Annotated in this window: 11 protein-coding genes; 3 read left to right on the forward strand and 8 right to left on the reverse strand. The window is 71.2% G+C overall.

Annotated elements, in window-relative coordinates:
* Window positions 1-3: 3 nt before the first annotated feature.
* Complete coding sequence (locus tag IPL89_04020; protein MBK9062351.1) at window positions 4-975, forward strand: threonylcarbamoyl-AMP synthase; 972 nt, start codon at window positions 4-6, stop codon at window positions 973-975.
* Here IPL89_04020 and IPL89_04025 read toward each other — a convergent pair.
* The 7 genes from IPL89_04025 to xdh are packed head-to-tail and all read right to left on the reverse strand — an operon-like array spanning window position 972 to window position 12,157.
* On the reverse strand, window positions 972-2,531 hold the full coding sequence (locus tag IPL89_04025) for a peptidase dimerization domain-containing protein (protein MBK9062352.1): 1,560 nt from the start codon (window positions 2,529-2,531) through the stop codon (window positions 972-974). The two genes, IPL89_04020 and IPL89_04025, sit on opposite strands and share 4 nt — an antisense overlap.
* The gene (locus IPL89_04030) at window positions 2,528-3,655 is read right to left on the reverse strand and encodes a knotted carbamoyltransferase YgeW (protein MBK9062353.1); all 1,128 of its coding nucleotides are present in this window, start codon (window positions 3,653-3,655) and stop codon (window positions 2,528-2,530) included. The genes IPL89_04025 and IPL89_04030 overlap by 4 nt, the downstream gene beginning before the upstream one ends.
* On the reverse strand, window positions 3,652-5,655 hold the full coding sequence (locus IPL89_04035; GenBank protein ID MBK9062354.1) for a 4Fe-4S dicluster domain-containing protein: 2,004 nt from the start codon (window positions 5,653-5,655) through the stop codon (window positions 3,652-3,654). Before IPL89_04035 ends, IPL89_04030 begins: the two co-directional genes overlap by 4 nt.
* Window positions 5,652-6,845, reverse strand: a complete 1,194-nt coding sequence (locus tag IPL89_04040; GenBank protein ID MBK9062355.1) for an amidohydrolase family protein — start codon at window positions 6,843-6,845, stop codon at window positions 5,652-5,654. The genes IPL89_04035 and IPL89_04040 overlap by 4 nt, the downstream gene beginning before the upstream one ends.
* A complete protein-coding gene (locus IPL89_04045; protein MBK9062356.1) occupies window positions 6,842-8,197 on the reverse strand; it encodes a pyridoxal-phosphate dependent enzyme in 1,356 nt (451 codons plus the stop codon). The genes IPL89_04040 and IPL89_04045 overlap by 4 nt, the downstream gene beginning before the upstream one ends.
* Window positions 8,194-9,453, reverse strand: coding sequence for a threonine synthase (locus IPL89_04050; GenBank protein ID MBK9062357.1), 1,260 nt, complete (start codon window positions 9,451-9,453; stop codon window positions 8,194-8,196). Before IPL89_04050 ends, IPL89_04045 begins: the two co-directional genes overlap by 4 nt.
* A 4-nt stretch (window positions 9,454-9,457) precedes the next feature.
* On the reverse strand, window positions 9,458-12,157 hold the full coding sequence (gene xdh, locus IPL89_04055; GenBank protein ID MBK9062358.1) for a selenium-dependent xanthine dehydrogenase: 2,700 nt from the start codon (window positions 12,155-12,157) through the stop codon (window positions 9,458-9,460).
* On the opposite strand from xdh, the gene IPL89_04060 reads away from it, so the two are divergent.
* Window positions 12,156-13,343: an MFS transporter gene (locus tag IPL89_04060; GenBank protein MBK9062359.1), complete on the forward strand. Its 1,188-nt coding sequence runs from the start codon at window positions 12,156-12,158 to the stop codon at window positions 13,341-13,343. The two genes, xdh and IPL89_04060, sit on opposite strands and share 2 nt — an antisense overlap.
* Window positions 13,340-14,236 (forward strand): alpha/beta hydrolase, encoded by an 897-nt coding sequence (locus IPL89_04065; GenBank protein MBK9062360.1) that lies wholly within the window; start codon window positions 13,340-13,342, stop codon window positions 14,234-14,236. Before IPL89_04060 ends, IPL89_04065 begins: the two co-directional genes overlap by 4 nt.
* Here IPL89_04065 and IPL89_04070 read toward each other — a convergent pair.
* Entirely contained in the window at window positions 14,214-15,683 is a 1,470-nt protein-coding gene (locus IPL89_04070) for an RNB domain-containing ribonuclease (GenBank protein MBK9062361.1), read from the reverse strand. The genes IPL89_04065 and IPL89_04070 overlap by 23 nt on opposite strands.
* Between the last annotated feature and the right edge of the window lie 47 nt (window positions 15,684-15,730).

Here is a 15,730-nt window from a genome sequence, read left to right on the forward strand (position 1 = left end):
GCGGTGAAAAGCCGGAAGAACGTCCACCCCGCGAACGCCCGCTCCCTGCGGGCGGCCGCGGCGCGGCTCAGGCGCGGCGAGCTCGTCGCGTTTCCGACGGAGACCGTCTACGGACTCGGGGCGAACGCGCTGGACGAGAAGGCGGTCGCGAAGATCTTCGCCAAGAAGGGCCGCCCGGCCGACAACCCGGTGATCGTCCATGTCAGCGATTTGAAGATGCTTAGAAAGGTAACGGGTCCGCCGCCGGCGCTCGCGAAAAAGCTGATCGCGCACTTCTGGCCGGGCCCCCTCACTCTCATACTTTCGAAGAAATCTTCAATCCCCTCTTCGGTCACCGCGGGGCTGAAGACCTTGGCCGTCCGGATGCCGCAGGGCCTCGCGCGCGACCTCGTGCGACTCGCGGGTGTCCCGATTGCCGCGCCCAGCGCGAACCTCTCCGGGCGCCCGAGCCCCACGACGGCCGCGCACGTCGCCGAGGACTTTCCGGACGTCTACGTCCTCGACGGCGGCCCGACGGCGCACGGACTCGAGTCGACGGTTGTCGCGCTGGAGCCTCATCCGGTCGTGCTGAGGCAAGGCGCGCTCAGTGAGGAGATTCTTCGAAAGGTGATTCCCGGGCTGGGGAGATCGGCGAAGCTCGCGAGAAAGGGGGGCGGCGGCGCGCGCCGCGGGCAGCGCGCCGCCGCCCCCTCCCCCGCCGTCAGCCCCGGGACGAAGTACACCCACTACGCGCCGACGAGACCCCTCATTCTCTTTCTAAGAAGATCTTCTCTTCTCTCTTACGCGAAGGCGCATCCGAAGGCGCTCGTTCTTTCGCTGGGCTCCTCGCCCGAGGAAATCGCCCGCAACCTCTTCGCCGCGCTGCGCACGCGACGCAAAGGCACCGAGCTTCTCGTGCTCGCCATCCCCCGCCGCGGCGTCGGCCGCGCGGTCATGGACCGGCTGACGCGCGCGGCGACGCGGATCGTCCCCTAGCCGGAAGCCGCCACGAACGCGCTCGGGAAGCGGGCGAGCATCGCCGTCGCGTGGACGACCTCGCGCAGGTCCACGCACTCGCCGATCTTGTGCGTGTTCTGCTCGATGCCGGGGCCGATCCCGAGCATGGCCGGGTGCTTCACGGCGCCCGAGACGACCCAGCGCTTCCTCTCCGGGACCGCGATCGACGTGTCGTCCTTCGCCACCGGGAAGCCGACGCCGTCCGTGGAGAAGATCCAGCGGTCGACGCGCGGCTCCTTCCGCAAAGTCCCGCGCGCGCCGCCCTCCGCGACGTGCGGCGAGACGACGCCGCGGTACGCCGCGACGGCGGCCTGGATCGCCGGGTGCTCCTCCGGTGTGAGCCAGCCCATGTAGATCTGCGGGTTGTGGAGGATGAAGCCGGTCCACGTCGGCTCGTCGTACGTCGGGACCGTCACGGTGACGGTCAGCCCCGCGGCCCGCGCCGCGGCCACGGCCGTGAGCCCCTCGACGTCGGCGACGGCCTTCTCGGGCGTCTCCCCGATCGTGAGGCGCCGGTCGAAGCGGAAGACGAACCGCTCGGGGACCGCGCAGTCGCTCGGCGTGTCGAGGCGCGCCCACGAGGCCGTGCGCGTGCCGTGGCCGAGGAACGGGTGGTCGAGGAAACCGTCGCGGGCGTCGTAACGCTTCGCGGCCTCCGCGAGGATGGGCCCGGCCCACTCCAGCGGGTTCTTTCCTTCCCACGGCATCGAGCCGTGGCAGGACTTCCCCGTGACGCTCACCTCGATCTGCATCCGGCCGCGCTGGCCGCGGTAGATCCCGAGGGCGCCCTTGGCGGAATCGCCGGTGCCCTCCGTGAGGATCACGGCGTCCGGCACGAGCTCCGGCCCGGCACCCGGCAGGACCCTCTTCACGAGGTACTGCGGCCCGCCGCCGTCGTTGTCCTCCTCGGCGACGGTCGCGTACGAGCGGACGATCGCGCCCTTCAGCGCACCCAGCGGCGCGAGCTCGAGCAGGATCTTCGTCGCGACGACCTGCGTGACGACGCCCGAGAGCTGGTCGGCCCCGCCGCGGCCGAAGACCAGGTGGTCCCACTCCGACGAAGGCGGAAGATGGCCCAGCTCCCCTTCGAGGAAGTCCCGGCGAACGGCGGCAGCGTCGAAGATTCCTTCGAAGGGGTCGATGCCGCCGGTCTTCTCCCTCCAGGCGGATCTCAGGGGACGCACGGTGTCGGAGTGCCCGTCGAAGTACACGACTCTCTTTTCCTTCGAAGGAATCCCGTCCTCCGGATCCTCGACCGTCCAGACGAGGTTGCCGTATCCGTCGAAGTTGACGTCCTCGTTTCGGCGGACCGCGCCCACCTCGATGATCTTCCTCATGAGGTACTCGAGCCTCGGCTTCTCGTGGTTCGAGAGGCCGCAGCTCGGGTCGCCGCCGGCGTCCACGGGCCGGTCCACGTAGTCGGCCGGGATGCGGATGACTTCCCTCAGGATCTCGGCCGCGAGCGGCCGGTAGCGGGCCGCGAGCTCCGCGACCTTCGTGTCGAGCTCGTTCATCGTCTTCGTCTCCTTGTTCACAGGGCCTCCAGCCGGCGGGCCAGGTCCGGGACCTTGGCCGCCGCGAGGAGCGCCATCACGACGTAGACCTTCCAGTTCGCTTCACGGGCGACGTTCACGACGTGCTTCGCCATGACTCCGGGCGAGACCTCCGCCCCGATGTCCGCGGGCAGGCAGTGCATGTAGAGGGCGTCGCCCCCGCGCGTCGCCTTCATCCTCTTCTCGTCGCAGATCCAGTCCTTGTGCCCGGCGTTTCGCGCGAGCGCTTCCTTCTCGATCTCCCCCATCCGCTTCGTGTCGCGCGCGCGGTTCGCGTCGACGCGGGAAAGCATGAGGTCGTAGGGGCCCCAGCTCTTGGGATAGACGACGTCCGCGCCCTCGAACGCCTCGTCCATCGAAGAGACCGTCCGGAAGGTGCCGCCGGAGGACGCGGCGTGTCCGGCCGCGGACGCGAGGCACGGCTCCATGAGGCGGTAGCCCTCCGGGTGCGCGAGCGTCACGTGCGCGCCGAAGCGCGTCATGAGCATGATGAGACCCTGCGGCACCGAGAGCGGCTTCGCGTAGCTGGGCGAGTACGCCCACGACACGGCGATGCGCTTTCCGGCGATGCCCTCCGGGAACTTCTCGCGCAGCCAGCAGAGGTCCGCCAGCGTCTGCGTCGGATGGTCGATGTCGCACTGGAGGTTCACGACGGGCACGCTCCGCGGATCGCCCGTGGCCGCGAGGTAGTCGTCGATGCCCTTCTTCAGGTCGCGCATGAAGGCGTTGCCCTCGCCGAGGATGAGGTCGTGCCGCACGCCGAGCGCGTGCGCGTTCATCCCGAGCATCGCGCCGGTCTCGGCCGCGGTCTCGCCGTGCGAGACCTGGGTCGAGGACCCGTCCACGATGACGGGATGCATGCCGAGCCGTGCCGCGGCGCCCGCCCACGCGGATTTCGTCCGTGTCGAGTTGTCGAAGAACATCGCGTACGCGAGCTCGTGCGGGAGAAGGGGTGTCTTCTTTCCCGCGCGGTCCAGCGCCGCGAAGCGTTCGGCCACGGCGAGAAGCGCGGAGAGCTGGTCCGGCGTGGCGTCGTCGGTCAGAAGGAGGCTCCTGCCCTTCAGGCTCGCGGCGGCGGCGGGGTCGATCGAGGCGGTCGTCGTCATTTCGAAATCTCCAATGCGGTCCTGTCCGGATTCGTCGCGGTCACCCACGAAACGGCGCCCGCCGCGAACAGGCCGGCCGCGAGAGCGCGCAGAGCATGGTAATGGCCCACGGGCACGACGTGCCCCTCGGGCGCGGGCGCCGCGAGAAGACGGGCTTCTTCGGGCGCGGCCGCCTCGCGGGCGGCGAACCGCAGCTCCGCGACGCCGTCCGAGAAGACCGCCGAGCCGTCCGGCCTGGCGACGAGCTCCGCCTCGCGCCCTCCCCAGCGCCCCCGGGCCGCGAGGGAGCCGTCCGCCTCCCGCCGCAGGAAGAAGCCCGGGCGCGGCGCGTCCTCGAGGAAGGAGGCGAGGGACGAGAAGATGCGGGGCTTCTCGATGTACGGACCGCCGTCCTCCGGACAGAAGACGTCGCAGTTCCCGCAGTCGTTGCACGCGTCGGCCCAGTTCGCGATCTGGTGCGGCGACGACTTCGCGCCGCCGAGCGCCAGGGTCTTCTCCGCGGCCGGGACGAGGCGCCCGCCCTCGACGACGAGATCGCGATACGCGATTCTCCGCGGCGGCGCCTCGTACGTGAAGTTGGCGTCGTTCGGGCAGACGGGGACGCACTTGTCGCAGTTGATGCAGTCGAAGAGGTGCAGGTGCGACCCGATCTTCCGCGGCGGCGTGCCCGTCCGGGCCGCCGCGTAGTGCGCGTCGCCGAGGGCGGCGGCCGCCGCCCGGCGGTGATTCAGGAGGGACGCCTCGAGGGCATCGCCGCCTTCGACCCCCGCCCGCTTCCGGATGAAGTCGTCCCGCGTCGCGGCGCCCGCGTCGCGCATCGCGCCCGCGAGGGCCTCGGCCTGACGGTGGAGGCGCTTGTAGCCGCCCGGGCGCAGGAGGTCCGTGCAGCTCGTCACGGGCACGAAGCCGCAGGCAACGACGCCGGCCACGTTTGCCGCGTCCACGCCGGCCGAGAAGGACACCGGGAGGTCCGCGCCCAGCTCCTCGCGGAGTCGCAGTCCCACCGCGAGCGCGAGGACGTGCAGCGGCTCGCCGGACAGATACGCCTCGTCGCCGGGCATGAAGTCGCCCGCGTTGACGACGACGAGCGTGTTCGTGACCTTGAAGCCGAAGCCGAGGCCAAGGCGCGCCGCCTCGGCCGTAAGGTCGCGGGCGATCGCGAGCGCTCCATCCCAGTGGAGGTCCTTCTCGAACGCCGCGCGGCGGAGCGCGATGTGCCCGTAGCCGAGCCGGCCGTGGAGGATCTCCTCGACCTCCCCGTAGCCGAGGAGCGTCGGGTTGAGCTTCACGATCGTGTTGAGGCCCCGCTCGACGAGGAGATGGCGCCCGATCGCGTCGATCTCCTCGGCCGGACAGCCGTGGAACGTCGAGAGCGTGACCGAGTCCGAGAGCCGCGCCGGGCACGGGACGTCGGCGAAGCGCCGCAACGATCCGGGCAGCTCGCGGCGCAGTGCCGCGCGTTCCTCGTCGAGAATCGCGCTCGCGTCACGGATGCCGTCGAAGAACGCGGACATCTTCGGCGACCGGATGCCCTCGAGGTCGTAGCCGACGGAGACGTCGAAGACGACGTCGCGCTCGTTCTCGGGAATGCCGGCGAGCTCGTCGAGGATCGCGACGAGGAGCCGCGCCTTCGCGTACTCGCGCAGCGAGTCCCCGACGGCGAGCTCCTGCGACCACTCCACGTTGAACCCCACGGTCCGCATGTCGATGCACGGGCGCGGAATCACGAGGTGGTCGTTCACCTGCACCGTCTTGAGCTCGAGGATCCGCCCGCCCGCGAGGTACGAGAGCGCGAGGTTCTGCGCGAGCTGCGTCTGAGGGCCGGCGGCGGGACCCAGGGGCGTCGCCGCGCGACGGCCGTGGAATCGCACGGACAGGTCGAGGCCCGGGGCGCCCCGGAAAACGTGGCGGACGGGGAGGTCGTAGACCGACCCCTTCGGAAGCTCCTCCGCCGCGCGGCGCACGAGGACGGAGAGCGGGAGCGGGCGCAGCACGCTCACGCCATCCGCCTCCAGAGCCGCGCCGCTTCTTCGCGCGCGCGGGCGCGGATTCGCTCCGCGTCGACGCGCAGCGGGACCCGGTTGCGCACGACGATTTCCCCGCTCACGACGACGTCGCGGACGTGGCGCGTGCCGAGACCGAAGAGGACGTGCCCCGCGAGGTTCTCGGCCGAGATCGGCGTGGGCGGGTCGTAGTCGAGGACGATCCAGTCGCCCGGCCTCTCTCCGAGTGCCCGGTCGGCGAGGCGCCCGCTGTTCGCGAGAAGGGCGACGGCGTCGATGCCGCCCTCGGGCCCGTAGGCCTCGCGGGCACGCAGGTGCGCGACGCGCGCCTCCGTGAAGAGGTCGGCGTCCATGCCGTCCGTCCCGAGGGCGACGCGCGGGCCCAGCGTCTTCGGGTCCGCGTACCCGACGGCGTTCTGCATGTTGCTGCGCGGGTTGTGGACGATCCAGGAGCCGGCGTTCTTCGCGCGCTCGCGTTCGCCCGCGGACAGGTGCACGCCGTGCACGAGAATCGCGTTCGGCCCGAGGGCGCCGGCCTTCTCGAGACGCTCGAAGGACCCCGCGTCGCAGCGGTCCTCCGCGACGTGCACGTGCAGCCAGCTACCCGTCCGTTCCGCGAGGTCCGCGGCGGAGGCGAGCGTCCCATCCGAGACGGTGAAGCCGGCGTGGAGGCCCACCATCGCGGGCAGGCCGTCCCGGATCGCGCGCTCGCACTCCGCGAGACCTTCGCGGGCGCCCTGCGCTCCGTGGCGGTCCGTCGCGCCGTAGCAGAGCGCGGCCTTCACTCCGACCGAGCGCGCGGCGCGCGCGAGGACGTCGAGCGAGCCCGCGATGAACGACGGGGACTCGTGATGGTCGATAACCGCCGTGACGCCCGAGAGAGCCGCGTCGAGGAGGGCCAGCTCCGCCGAGGCTTCGAGCGATTTCTCGTCGAGCGCCGCGTCGAGCCGCCACCAGACCTTCTCGAGGATCTCGCGGAAGGAGCGCGGCGGCTCGCCGGGACCCGGCATGCCGCGCGCGAGCGCCGAATAGAGATGCGTGTGCGCGACCGCGAGGCCGGGCAGGACGAGGCAGCCCGACGCGTCGAGAGACCGCCGCGGCCCGGCCCCGAGGACGACGTCGCTCTGCTCGACCGCTGGCGGGTCGAGCGTGACGACGGTCCCACCCGCAATCGCAAGCCCCGTCACCAGCCACGCACCTCGCGGAGCCGGCGGTCCACGTCCCCCGCGAGCGCGGCCTGGTCGGCCCACCAGCGCTCGGAGCGCTGGGCGTCGAGCTCGGCCAACGTCTTCCCCTGCTGCTCGACCCACGTGAAGTACTTCAGGTTGTGCCACCGCTCGCGGCTCTCGTGCGTTCCTTCCGCGACCCAGTCCAGCTTCTGCCCGTGGAAGATCGACTCGAGATGCGCCTCGGCCCGATCGCGCGTGAGCGGGCCCGTCGTCTTCTCGAGGCGGCGGAGGACCGACGGGTACCGGTCGAGTCCGTCCGTCGCCACGGTGACGATGGCGTCGCTCTTCCCGAGCCCCAGCCACTTCGCGGTCTTGATCGCCCCGAGGATGTTGCAGACGCCGCTGACGCCGAGAAGCGTGGAGAGCCGGTGCGCGGCTTCCCCGAGCCCGCCCGCTTCGGCGAGGAAGTCGCGTCCGGCGGGCTCGGCGACGAGCTGCAGCCCGAGCAGGCACTCCTGGTCGTCGATCGCCATCACGGCGTCCATGTTTCTGACGTTGTGAATCCAGGTGACGTGCTTGTCGCCGATCCCCTCGATCGCGTGGGCGCCGTAGCCGTTCCGCGAGATCGTCGGGCACTGGATCGGCTCGAGGCCGACGATGCGCGTCCCGAAGCGCGCCTTGAGGAGGTCGCCCGCCGCGATCGTGCCCGAGGAGCCCATGGCCGAGACGAAGGCCGCCGGCCGGCCCGCAGCGAGCACGTCGACGGCCTCGGCCGCGGCCGCGCCCGTGACGTTGTAGTGCCAGCGGTAGTTCGCCATCTCCTCGAACTGGTTCATCACGCGGATCTTCGGGTCCACCCGGAGCCGCTTGCACTCGTCGTAGATCTCCTTGACGTTGCTCTCCGAGCCCGGCGTCTTGATCGCGCGCGCCCCGTAAGCCGCGATCTTCTCGAAGCGCTCGGCGCTCATGTCCTCCGGGAGGATGACGACCGACTCGTAGCCCATGCGCGGGCCCACCCACGACCCGCCGATGCCGTAGTTGCCGGTCGAGGGCCACACGAGCGTCGAATCCCCGGGCGCGACGTCACCCGCGAGCTGGTGCTCCATGAGGACCGAGTACGTGGCCCCCACCTTGTGCGCGCCCGTCGGGAAGTCCTTCGCGTAGAGGAGGACGATCGGCGCCTCGACTCCCGTGAGGGCCTCCGGCAGACGGAGCGCTCGCACGCGACCGTCGGCGTCGTGCCACGTGATGTTGAAGAGGTTGACGGGATCGAGCGGCGCCTCGCGGGCAGCGACATGGGCGCGCTTGCGGACCTCCGCGGGGAGCAGGCCGGGGTCGCGCATTTCGGCGTAGGTCGGGCCGTGAATCATCTTTTCTCCAGTGCGCGCCGGACGGCGTCGAGGTCCGGCGGAATGCGTGTCGGGGGGCCGACGGAGCGCATGGCTCCCCGCGTGTCTTTCAGGCCGTTGCCGGTGGCGACGTGGAGGACCCTCTCCCCGCGCCGAACGAGGCCCTTCTCGAGCGCGGCCTCGAGGCCGGCGAGCGCGGCGACTCCCGTGGGCTCGGCGAAGACGCCCGTCGCGCGGGCGAGACGCGGGATCCACGCGAGGATGGCCTCGTCGCGCGCGGTCACGATGGCGCCGCCCGAGGCGCGCACGGCGCGGAGCGCCTTGATGCCGTTGCGCGGCGCGCCGACGTTGATGGAATCGGCGAGCGTCGCCGCGTCGAGGGATTCGATCCGCTCGTCGCCGCGCGCGAACGTCTTCGCGAGCGGCGCGGCGCCCTCGGCCTGAACGGCGAGGAGGCGCGGCAGCCGGTCGATGACGCCGTGCGTCTTCATCTCGACGAGGCCCTTCCAGATCCCGGCCGTCGTGCAGCCGTCGCCGAGAGCAACGGTCACGACGTCGGGCGGGTTCGCGCGCAGCTGCTCGCCGATTTCGAGGCCGCACGTTTTCTTCCCCTCGACCAGATACGGGTTGATCGCGCAGTTCCTGTTGTACCAGCCGAACTCTTCGACCGCCGCCTGGCAGACCCGGAAAGCGTCCTCGTACGGCCCCTCGACGAGGAAGACCTTCGCTCCGTAGACGAGAAGCTGGGCGACCTTCGCTTCCGGGGCGGAGGCCGGGACGAAGATGAACGCTTTCATCCCCGCCTCGGCGGCAAACCCGGCAAGGGAAGACGCAGCATTGCCGGTCGACGAGCACGTGATCTCGCTGCGCCCGAGCCACCGCGCGCGGAGGACGACGACCGAGCTCGCGCGGTCTTTGAAGGAGGCCGTCGGGTTCCGCCCGTCGTCCTTGACGAGGAGCGCTCCAAGGCCCAGCTCCTTCGCGAGCGCGGGTGCGTCGACGACGGGCGTGAAGCCCACCTGCAGGCGCGGCGGCGGGAGCGCGGCCGCGTCGTCCGGCACCGGCAGGAGCGCCCGGTACCTCCAGAGCGAGAAGTCTGGGTTCGACGCGAGAGCGGCGCGCCCGAACGTCTTCGCCACGCGGTCGTGGTCGTACTCGACGTCGAGGATGCCTTCGATCCCGCAGCGCGGGCACGTGTACTCGACCTCGCCGTGCGCGTAAACGGCCGAGCACAGGACGCACCGGAGACCCGTCACCTTCGGCAGCGCAAGACTCAAGCCGTCACCTCTTCAATGCCCGCGCCGCGGCGGAGTCCTTCATGGGCAGCGTGAACCGGCGGACGCCGTCGAAGGCGAAGAGCGCCCCCGCGACGGCGGGCGCCGTGGGGACGAGACCGATCTCCCCCACGCCCTTCGCGCCGAACGGGCCGTCGGGCTGAGGGTCCTCGACGAGAATGACTTCCACCTCAGGCATGTCCTGCGCCCGGAGGACGCCCACGTCGCGGATGCGGAACGACGTCGGCATGCCGTCTTTGCAGACCATTTCTTCCGTGAGGGCGTAGCCGAGCCCCATGTGGACCGAGCCCTCGATCTGGCCTTCGCAGAGTTTCGGGTTGATCGCGCGCCCCACGTCGTGCGCCGCGACGACCTTCGCGACGCGGCCCTTCTCGTCCAGCACGACGACCTGCGTCGCGAAGCTGAACGCGGAATGGAGCTTCATTGGCTTGCCGGGCGGCGGCTCGTGCCCGAGCTTCGTCGTGTCGTCCACGAGCGTCTCGCCGACGTAGATCGTGCCGGCAAGCTGGGAAAGCGTCTTTCCGGAGTCGAGGTCGGCCTTCAGCTTCTTCGCCGCGTCGACGACGGCACGGCCGCCGAGGTACGTCGCCCGCGAGCCGGTCGTCTGGCCGACTTCCATCGGGAAGCGCGTGTCGACGCGCGCGTGGAAGGCGGACGCCTTGAGGCCGGTCACCTCGCACGCGCACTGGATGAGGACCGTGAGGAGGCCCTGGCCCATCTCCGTGTACCCGTTGTGGATCGTGACGGTGCCGTCGCTTCCGACGACGAGCCGCGCCCGCCCCCACTCCTTCATGCCGTTCCCGATCCCGGTGTTCTTGATTCCGCAGGCGATGCCCGCGCGGCCGCCGCTTGCGTCCCAGACCTTCTTCACGGCGAGAAGCGTCTTCTTGAGACCGACCGAGGCGGTGAGCGTCTGCCCGCAGGACCAGTCGTCGCCCGCCTCCAGCGCGTTCCGCCAGCGGATCTCCCACCGGTCGAGGCCGGCCTTCTCGGCCAGCATGTCGAGCGCGCCCTCCATCGCGAAGTGCGCCTGATTCGCGCCGAAGCCGCGCATGGCGCCGCAGGGCGGGTTGTTCGTGTAGACGGCCAGCGCCTCGACGTCGAGGGTCGGGCACCGGTACGGTCCGGCCGCGTGACCGGCCGCGCGCTCCAGCACCTTGCCTCCGACCGACGCGTACGCGCCCGAATCGCCGAGCATCCGCGCGCGGACGGCCGTGAGCCGCCCCTCCGTGTCGCAGCCGACGCGGTAGTGCATCCGGATCGGGTGCCGCTTCGGGTGGAGGCGCATGGATTCCTCGCGCGAGAGCACGAGACGCACGGGCCGCCCCGTCACACGGGCGAGGAGCGCCGTCTGCGCCTGAACCGACATGTCCTCCTTGCCGCCGAACGCGCCTCCGTTCGGGACGAGGACGACGTGCACGTCTTCCTCGGACAGGCCGAGAAAACCCGCGACCTGGCGCCGGTCGTCGAAGATGCCCTGCCCCTGCGTGTACAGGGTCAGCCGCGCCTTCGGGTTCTGACCCGCGGCGTCGCCCGGCGCGGCGAGACAGGCCTCGGGCTCGAGGTAGAGGTGCTCGATGCGCTGCGTCTGCCACGTGCCTTCGACGACGTGCGCCGAACCGGAAAGCGCCGCATCCGCGTCGCCGAGCTTCACGACGGAGCGCGACAGGAGGTTGCCCTCCGGACCGACGCGCGGCGCGCCCTCGCGCAGCGCTTCCTCGGGATCGGTAACGGGCGGGAGCACGTCGTACGTCACGTCGACGAGCGCCGCCGCGGCGCGGGCCGTGCGCGCGTCCACGGCCGCTACCGCCGCCAGGACGTCGCCGACGTAATGCGTTTCCTCGCCCTCGGCCACGAAGCCCGGCCAGTCGGGGACGATGAGCCCGTAGTGACGCTTTCCGGGAACATCCTTCGCCGTCACGATCGCCATCACGCCCGGGTGCCGCGCCGCGCGGGACGTGTCGATGGCGACGACGCGGGCGCGGGCGTGGGGCGAGAGCGTGAGCGCGCCGTGCAGCATCCCGGGAAACGCGAGGTCCGCGACGAAGGGACGGGTGCCCAGCGCCAGTTCCTCGGCCTCGTACCGGTCGAGGCTCGTGCCGACGCGGCCCGAGTCGTCCGGCGGCTCGAGCGCTTCGCCCCGGCGCAGGCGCGCCGCCGCGTGGAACGCGTCCACGATCTTGACGTAGCCCGTGCAGCGGCAGAGGTGGGGGTCGAGCTTCTTCTGGATCTCCTCGTCCGTCGGGTCGGGGTTCGCGTCGAGGACGCTCTTCATCCGGAGGGCGATTCCCGGAATGCAAAAGCCGCACTGGACGCCCGCCGTGCGCGCGAACGCCTCGCCGTAGACGTGGCGCTCGGCTTCGGGCACGCCCTCGAGCGTCAGCACGTGCTTTCCCGCGGCCGTCCGGGCGGGCACGGCGCACGCGGTCTTCGGGTGGCCGTCCACGAGGACGAGGCACGCGCCGCACTGGCCCTGCGGCGAGCAGCCGTCCTTCGGCGACGTGACGCCGGCGTGGTCGCGGAGCAACTCGAGAAGAGAAGCGTCGGCCGCGACGTCGAAGCCCCGGGCGGCGCCGTTGAGCGTCAGCTCGACGTGCACAGGCCCATTATCCACGCGGAGGCCGGGCGGACGGACCCCCGAGGCGCACGTATGCTCTTCCCGTGACGACGTTGCCCGGAGGCCCATGCTGAACCCGTGGCGGGGCCTCTCCGGCCTCCCCCGCGCTCTCTGGATCCTCGCGGGCGCGTCGCTCGTCAACCGGTCGGGAACGATGTTCCTGCCGTTTCTCGTCCTCTACCTGACGAGCCAGAGGGGATTCACGGCCGGCGCCGCGGGTGTCGTCTTCGCCCTCTTCGGCGCGGGATCGCTCGCCATCGCGCCGGTCGCGGGACGCCTCGCGGACAGGTTCGGAGCCGTCCGGCTGATGCGCGTCGCCCTCGTCGCCTCGGGCGCCCTCCTTCTCCTCGTCCCCTTCGCGCGCGGGATGTCCGCGATCGGCGGCCTCACGCTGCTCATCGCGCTCACCGGCGAGATGTTCCGGCCCGCGAGCCTGAGCGTCGTCTCACACCTCGCGGCGCCCGGCCAGCGCAAGGCCGCATTCGCCCTCCAGCGCCTCGCCGTCAACCTCGGGATGAGCGTCGGGCCCGCCGTGGGCGGCTTCCTCGCCGCGGTTTCGTGGCCCGCGCTCTTCATCGTGGACGGGGTGACGTCGCTCCTCGCCGCGGCCACGCTGATGCTCTTCTTCCCGAAGAACGCGATCCCGCCCGCGGAGCCCTCCTCCGACGTCGGCGCATCGCGCCGCGAAGGCCTGCGCGACCCGGCCCTCGTGTTCTTCCTCGCGGCGCTCGTGCCCGTGTGCATCGTTTTCTTCCAGCACGAGTCGTCGATGTCCGTGTTCCTCGTGCGCGACGTCGGCCTCGCCGTCTGGGTCTTCGGCCTCCTGCACACGGTGAACACGCTCCTGATCGTCTTCCTCGAGGTCCCGCTCAATCTCGCGATGGCCCACTGGCCGCACCGGCGCGCGCTCGTCCTCGGCTCCGTCCTCGTCGCGGCCGGCTTCGGGGCCCTCGCGTGGGCGCGGTCGCTGCCCGCGGTCGTGGCGACCGTCGTCGTCTGGACGTTTGGCGAAATGATCCTCGTCCCCTCGATGTCTTCCTGGGTCGCGGACGTGGCGCCGCCCGACAAGCGCGGCGCCTACATGGGCCTCTACACGATGGCGTTCAGCTTCGCGCTCGTCCTCGGCGGGCCGCTCGGGACGTCGCTTCTCGAACACGGCGGCGGGCGTACGCTCTGGCTCACGATGCTCGCGCTCGGACTCCTCTCGGCCGCGCTCTTCACGCGCGTGAGGGAGCCGCGACGGGAGGCCGCGTGACGGAGACCTGGACGCACCACGAGGGCCCGGTGAACGGCGTCAGTCTCCACTGGGTGGAGCAGGGCGAGGGCCCGCTCGTCGTCCTCCTGCACGGCTTTCCCGAGTTCTGGTTCGCGTGGCGGCACCAGATTCCCGCGCTCGCCGCTGCGGGCTTCCGCGTCGTCGCACCCGACCTGCGCGGGTACAACCTGTCGGAGAAGCCCGCGGGAGTCCGCGCCTACCGGATCGAGGCGCTGCTCGGCGATCTCGAAGGGCTGATCGCTCTCCTCGCGGGCGAGCAGGGCGAGTCGCGCGCCCACGTCGTCGGCCACGACTGGGGTGGCGCGTTCGCGTGGTACGCGCCGCTCTTCATCCCGGAGCGGCTCCTCTCCCTCTCCCTCCTCAACGCCCCGCACCCGCTCGCGTTCCGGCGCGAACTGCGATCCAGCGCCGCGCAGCGGAAGAAGTCGTCGTACGTCTTCCTCTTCCAGCTGCCGTGGATCCCGGAGCGGCGGATCCGCGCGGGAAACTTCGCGATTCTCGAGAAGATGCTCCGGCGCGACCCCGTGAGACCGGGCGCCTTCTCGGACGAGGACGTGCGCCTCTACGTCGAAGCGCTGGCGCGGCCCGGCGCGCTGACCGCCGCCGTGAACTACTACCGGGCCGCCCTGCGTTTCCCGCCACGGGCGCGCGGCCGTGCCTGGCCCGAAGGTCTGAAGACGCTTCTCGTCTGGGGCGAGCGCGACCGCTACCTCGGCCCGGGGCTCCTCGAGGGCCTCGACCGCTGGGTGCCGGACCTCACCATCGAGCGGATTCCCGGCGCGAGCCACTGGGTGCAGGCCGACGCGCCCGAGAGAGTCAACGAGCTCCTCGTCCGGTTCCTGACGGGCGTCACGCCCTCGCGAAGTCGATGAACCCGCGCTCGACGTCGGTCGAGACGAGCTTCACGCGCACCTTGTCGCCGACCTCGAGCCCCTCCTCGCCGCGGACGACCCGGCCCTCGACCGGCGGCGCGAAGATGCGGACCCACGTGCCCTTCTCGGAAGCGCCCGTCACGACTCCGTCGAAACGCTCGCCGATCCGGTGCTGCAGGAGCAGCGCGGCCGCGGCCTTGCGAACGAGGCGTTCGACCTTGTTCGCGGCGTCCTCCTGGTCCGTGCAGTGCCGCGCAAGGCTCGCGAGCTCGCCGTTCGCGTACGGGCTCGGCCGCCCCGCGAGCGCGGCCTTCAGGAGCCGCTGCGTGATGACGTCCGGGTAGCGGCGGTTCGGCGCCGTCGAATGCGTGTAGTCGCGCACCGCGAGGCCGAAGTGCCCGATGGGCGTCTGGCCCGGCAGCTCGAGGACGTACTCGCCCGCGCCCATGAGCTTGACGATGACGAGGGACAGGTCCGGAAAGCGCACCGGGTCTTTCGCCCGCTGCTCCTTGAGGAACGCTTCGAGAGCCCTCGAGTCCGGCTCCGGCGGCAGCGTGAACCCTTGGCCCGAGGCGACCGTCACGATCCTCAGCCAGCGCTCGGGCGAGCGCACGATGCGGCGCAGCGACGGCGAGCCCTTCGACTCGAGGAAGCGCGCGGTCACGCCGTTGGCCGCGATCATGAAGTCCTCGATGAGCTGGCGCGGCTCGTTCTGCTGGTCGACCTTGAGGTCCGTGATCGTCTCGCCGTCGAAGACCGCACGCGCCTCGATCGTCTCGAGGTCGAGCGCCCCCTCCTCGTAACGGCGGGCCCGCAGCTTCTGCGCGGCCGTCTCCTGGAGGCGGACCTGCGCGTCGACGCCCGGGACCTTCGCCATCGCCTCCGGCATCGGGCCCCGCCCGTCGCGCCAGGCGTCGACGGAGTCGTACGCAAGCTTGGATTTGTTGCGGACGACGGCGCGATACACCGCCGTGCCGTGCGGCGCACCGCCGCCGTCCACGACGAACTCGATGACGACGGCCAGCCGGTCCTCGTCCGGGTTCAGGGACGTGAGGTCCGTCGAGAGTTTCTCCGGGAGCATCGGGAAGACGCCGCCCGCGGTGTAAACGGACGTCGTGTTGTGCGCGGCCCGCTCGTCGAGCGGCGTTCCCTTCTTCACGAGCGCGTCGACGTCCGCGATCGCGACGAGAACCCTGATCTCGCCGTTCGGGAGGGCCTCGGCCACCGACAGCTGGTCGAGGTCGCGGCTGTCGTCGTTGTCGATCGAGGCCCAGAGGAGGGACCTGAGGTCGCGCAGCCCGTCGGCATTCGCCGGGGCGGGAGCCGTGATCGCCCCAAGCTGGTCGAGGGCGGACGTCGGGAAATCCGGCGCGAGACCTTTTTCCCGCATGGCGCGGCGAGCGATTTCGTGGAGGTCGGAACGGTTGCGGCGCGACCGGTCGTTCATGGGGCGATCTTGCCACGCGCCGAAACCCCGGCGGCGCCCGTGGCGTA

The sequence above is a fragment of the Acidobacteriota bacterium genome (assembly GCA_016716715.1).
In the GTDB taxonomy this organism is placed as follows: domain Bacteria; phylum Acidobacteriota; class Thermoanaerobaculia; order UBA5066; family UBA5066; genus Fen-183.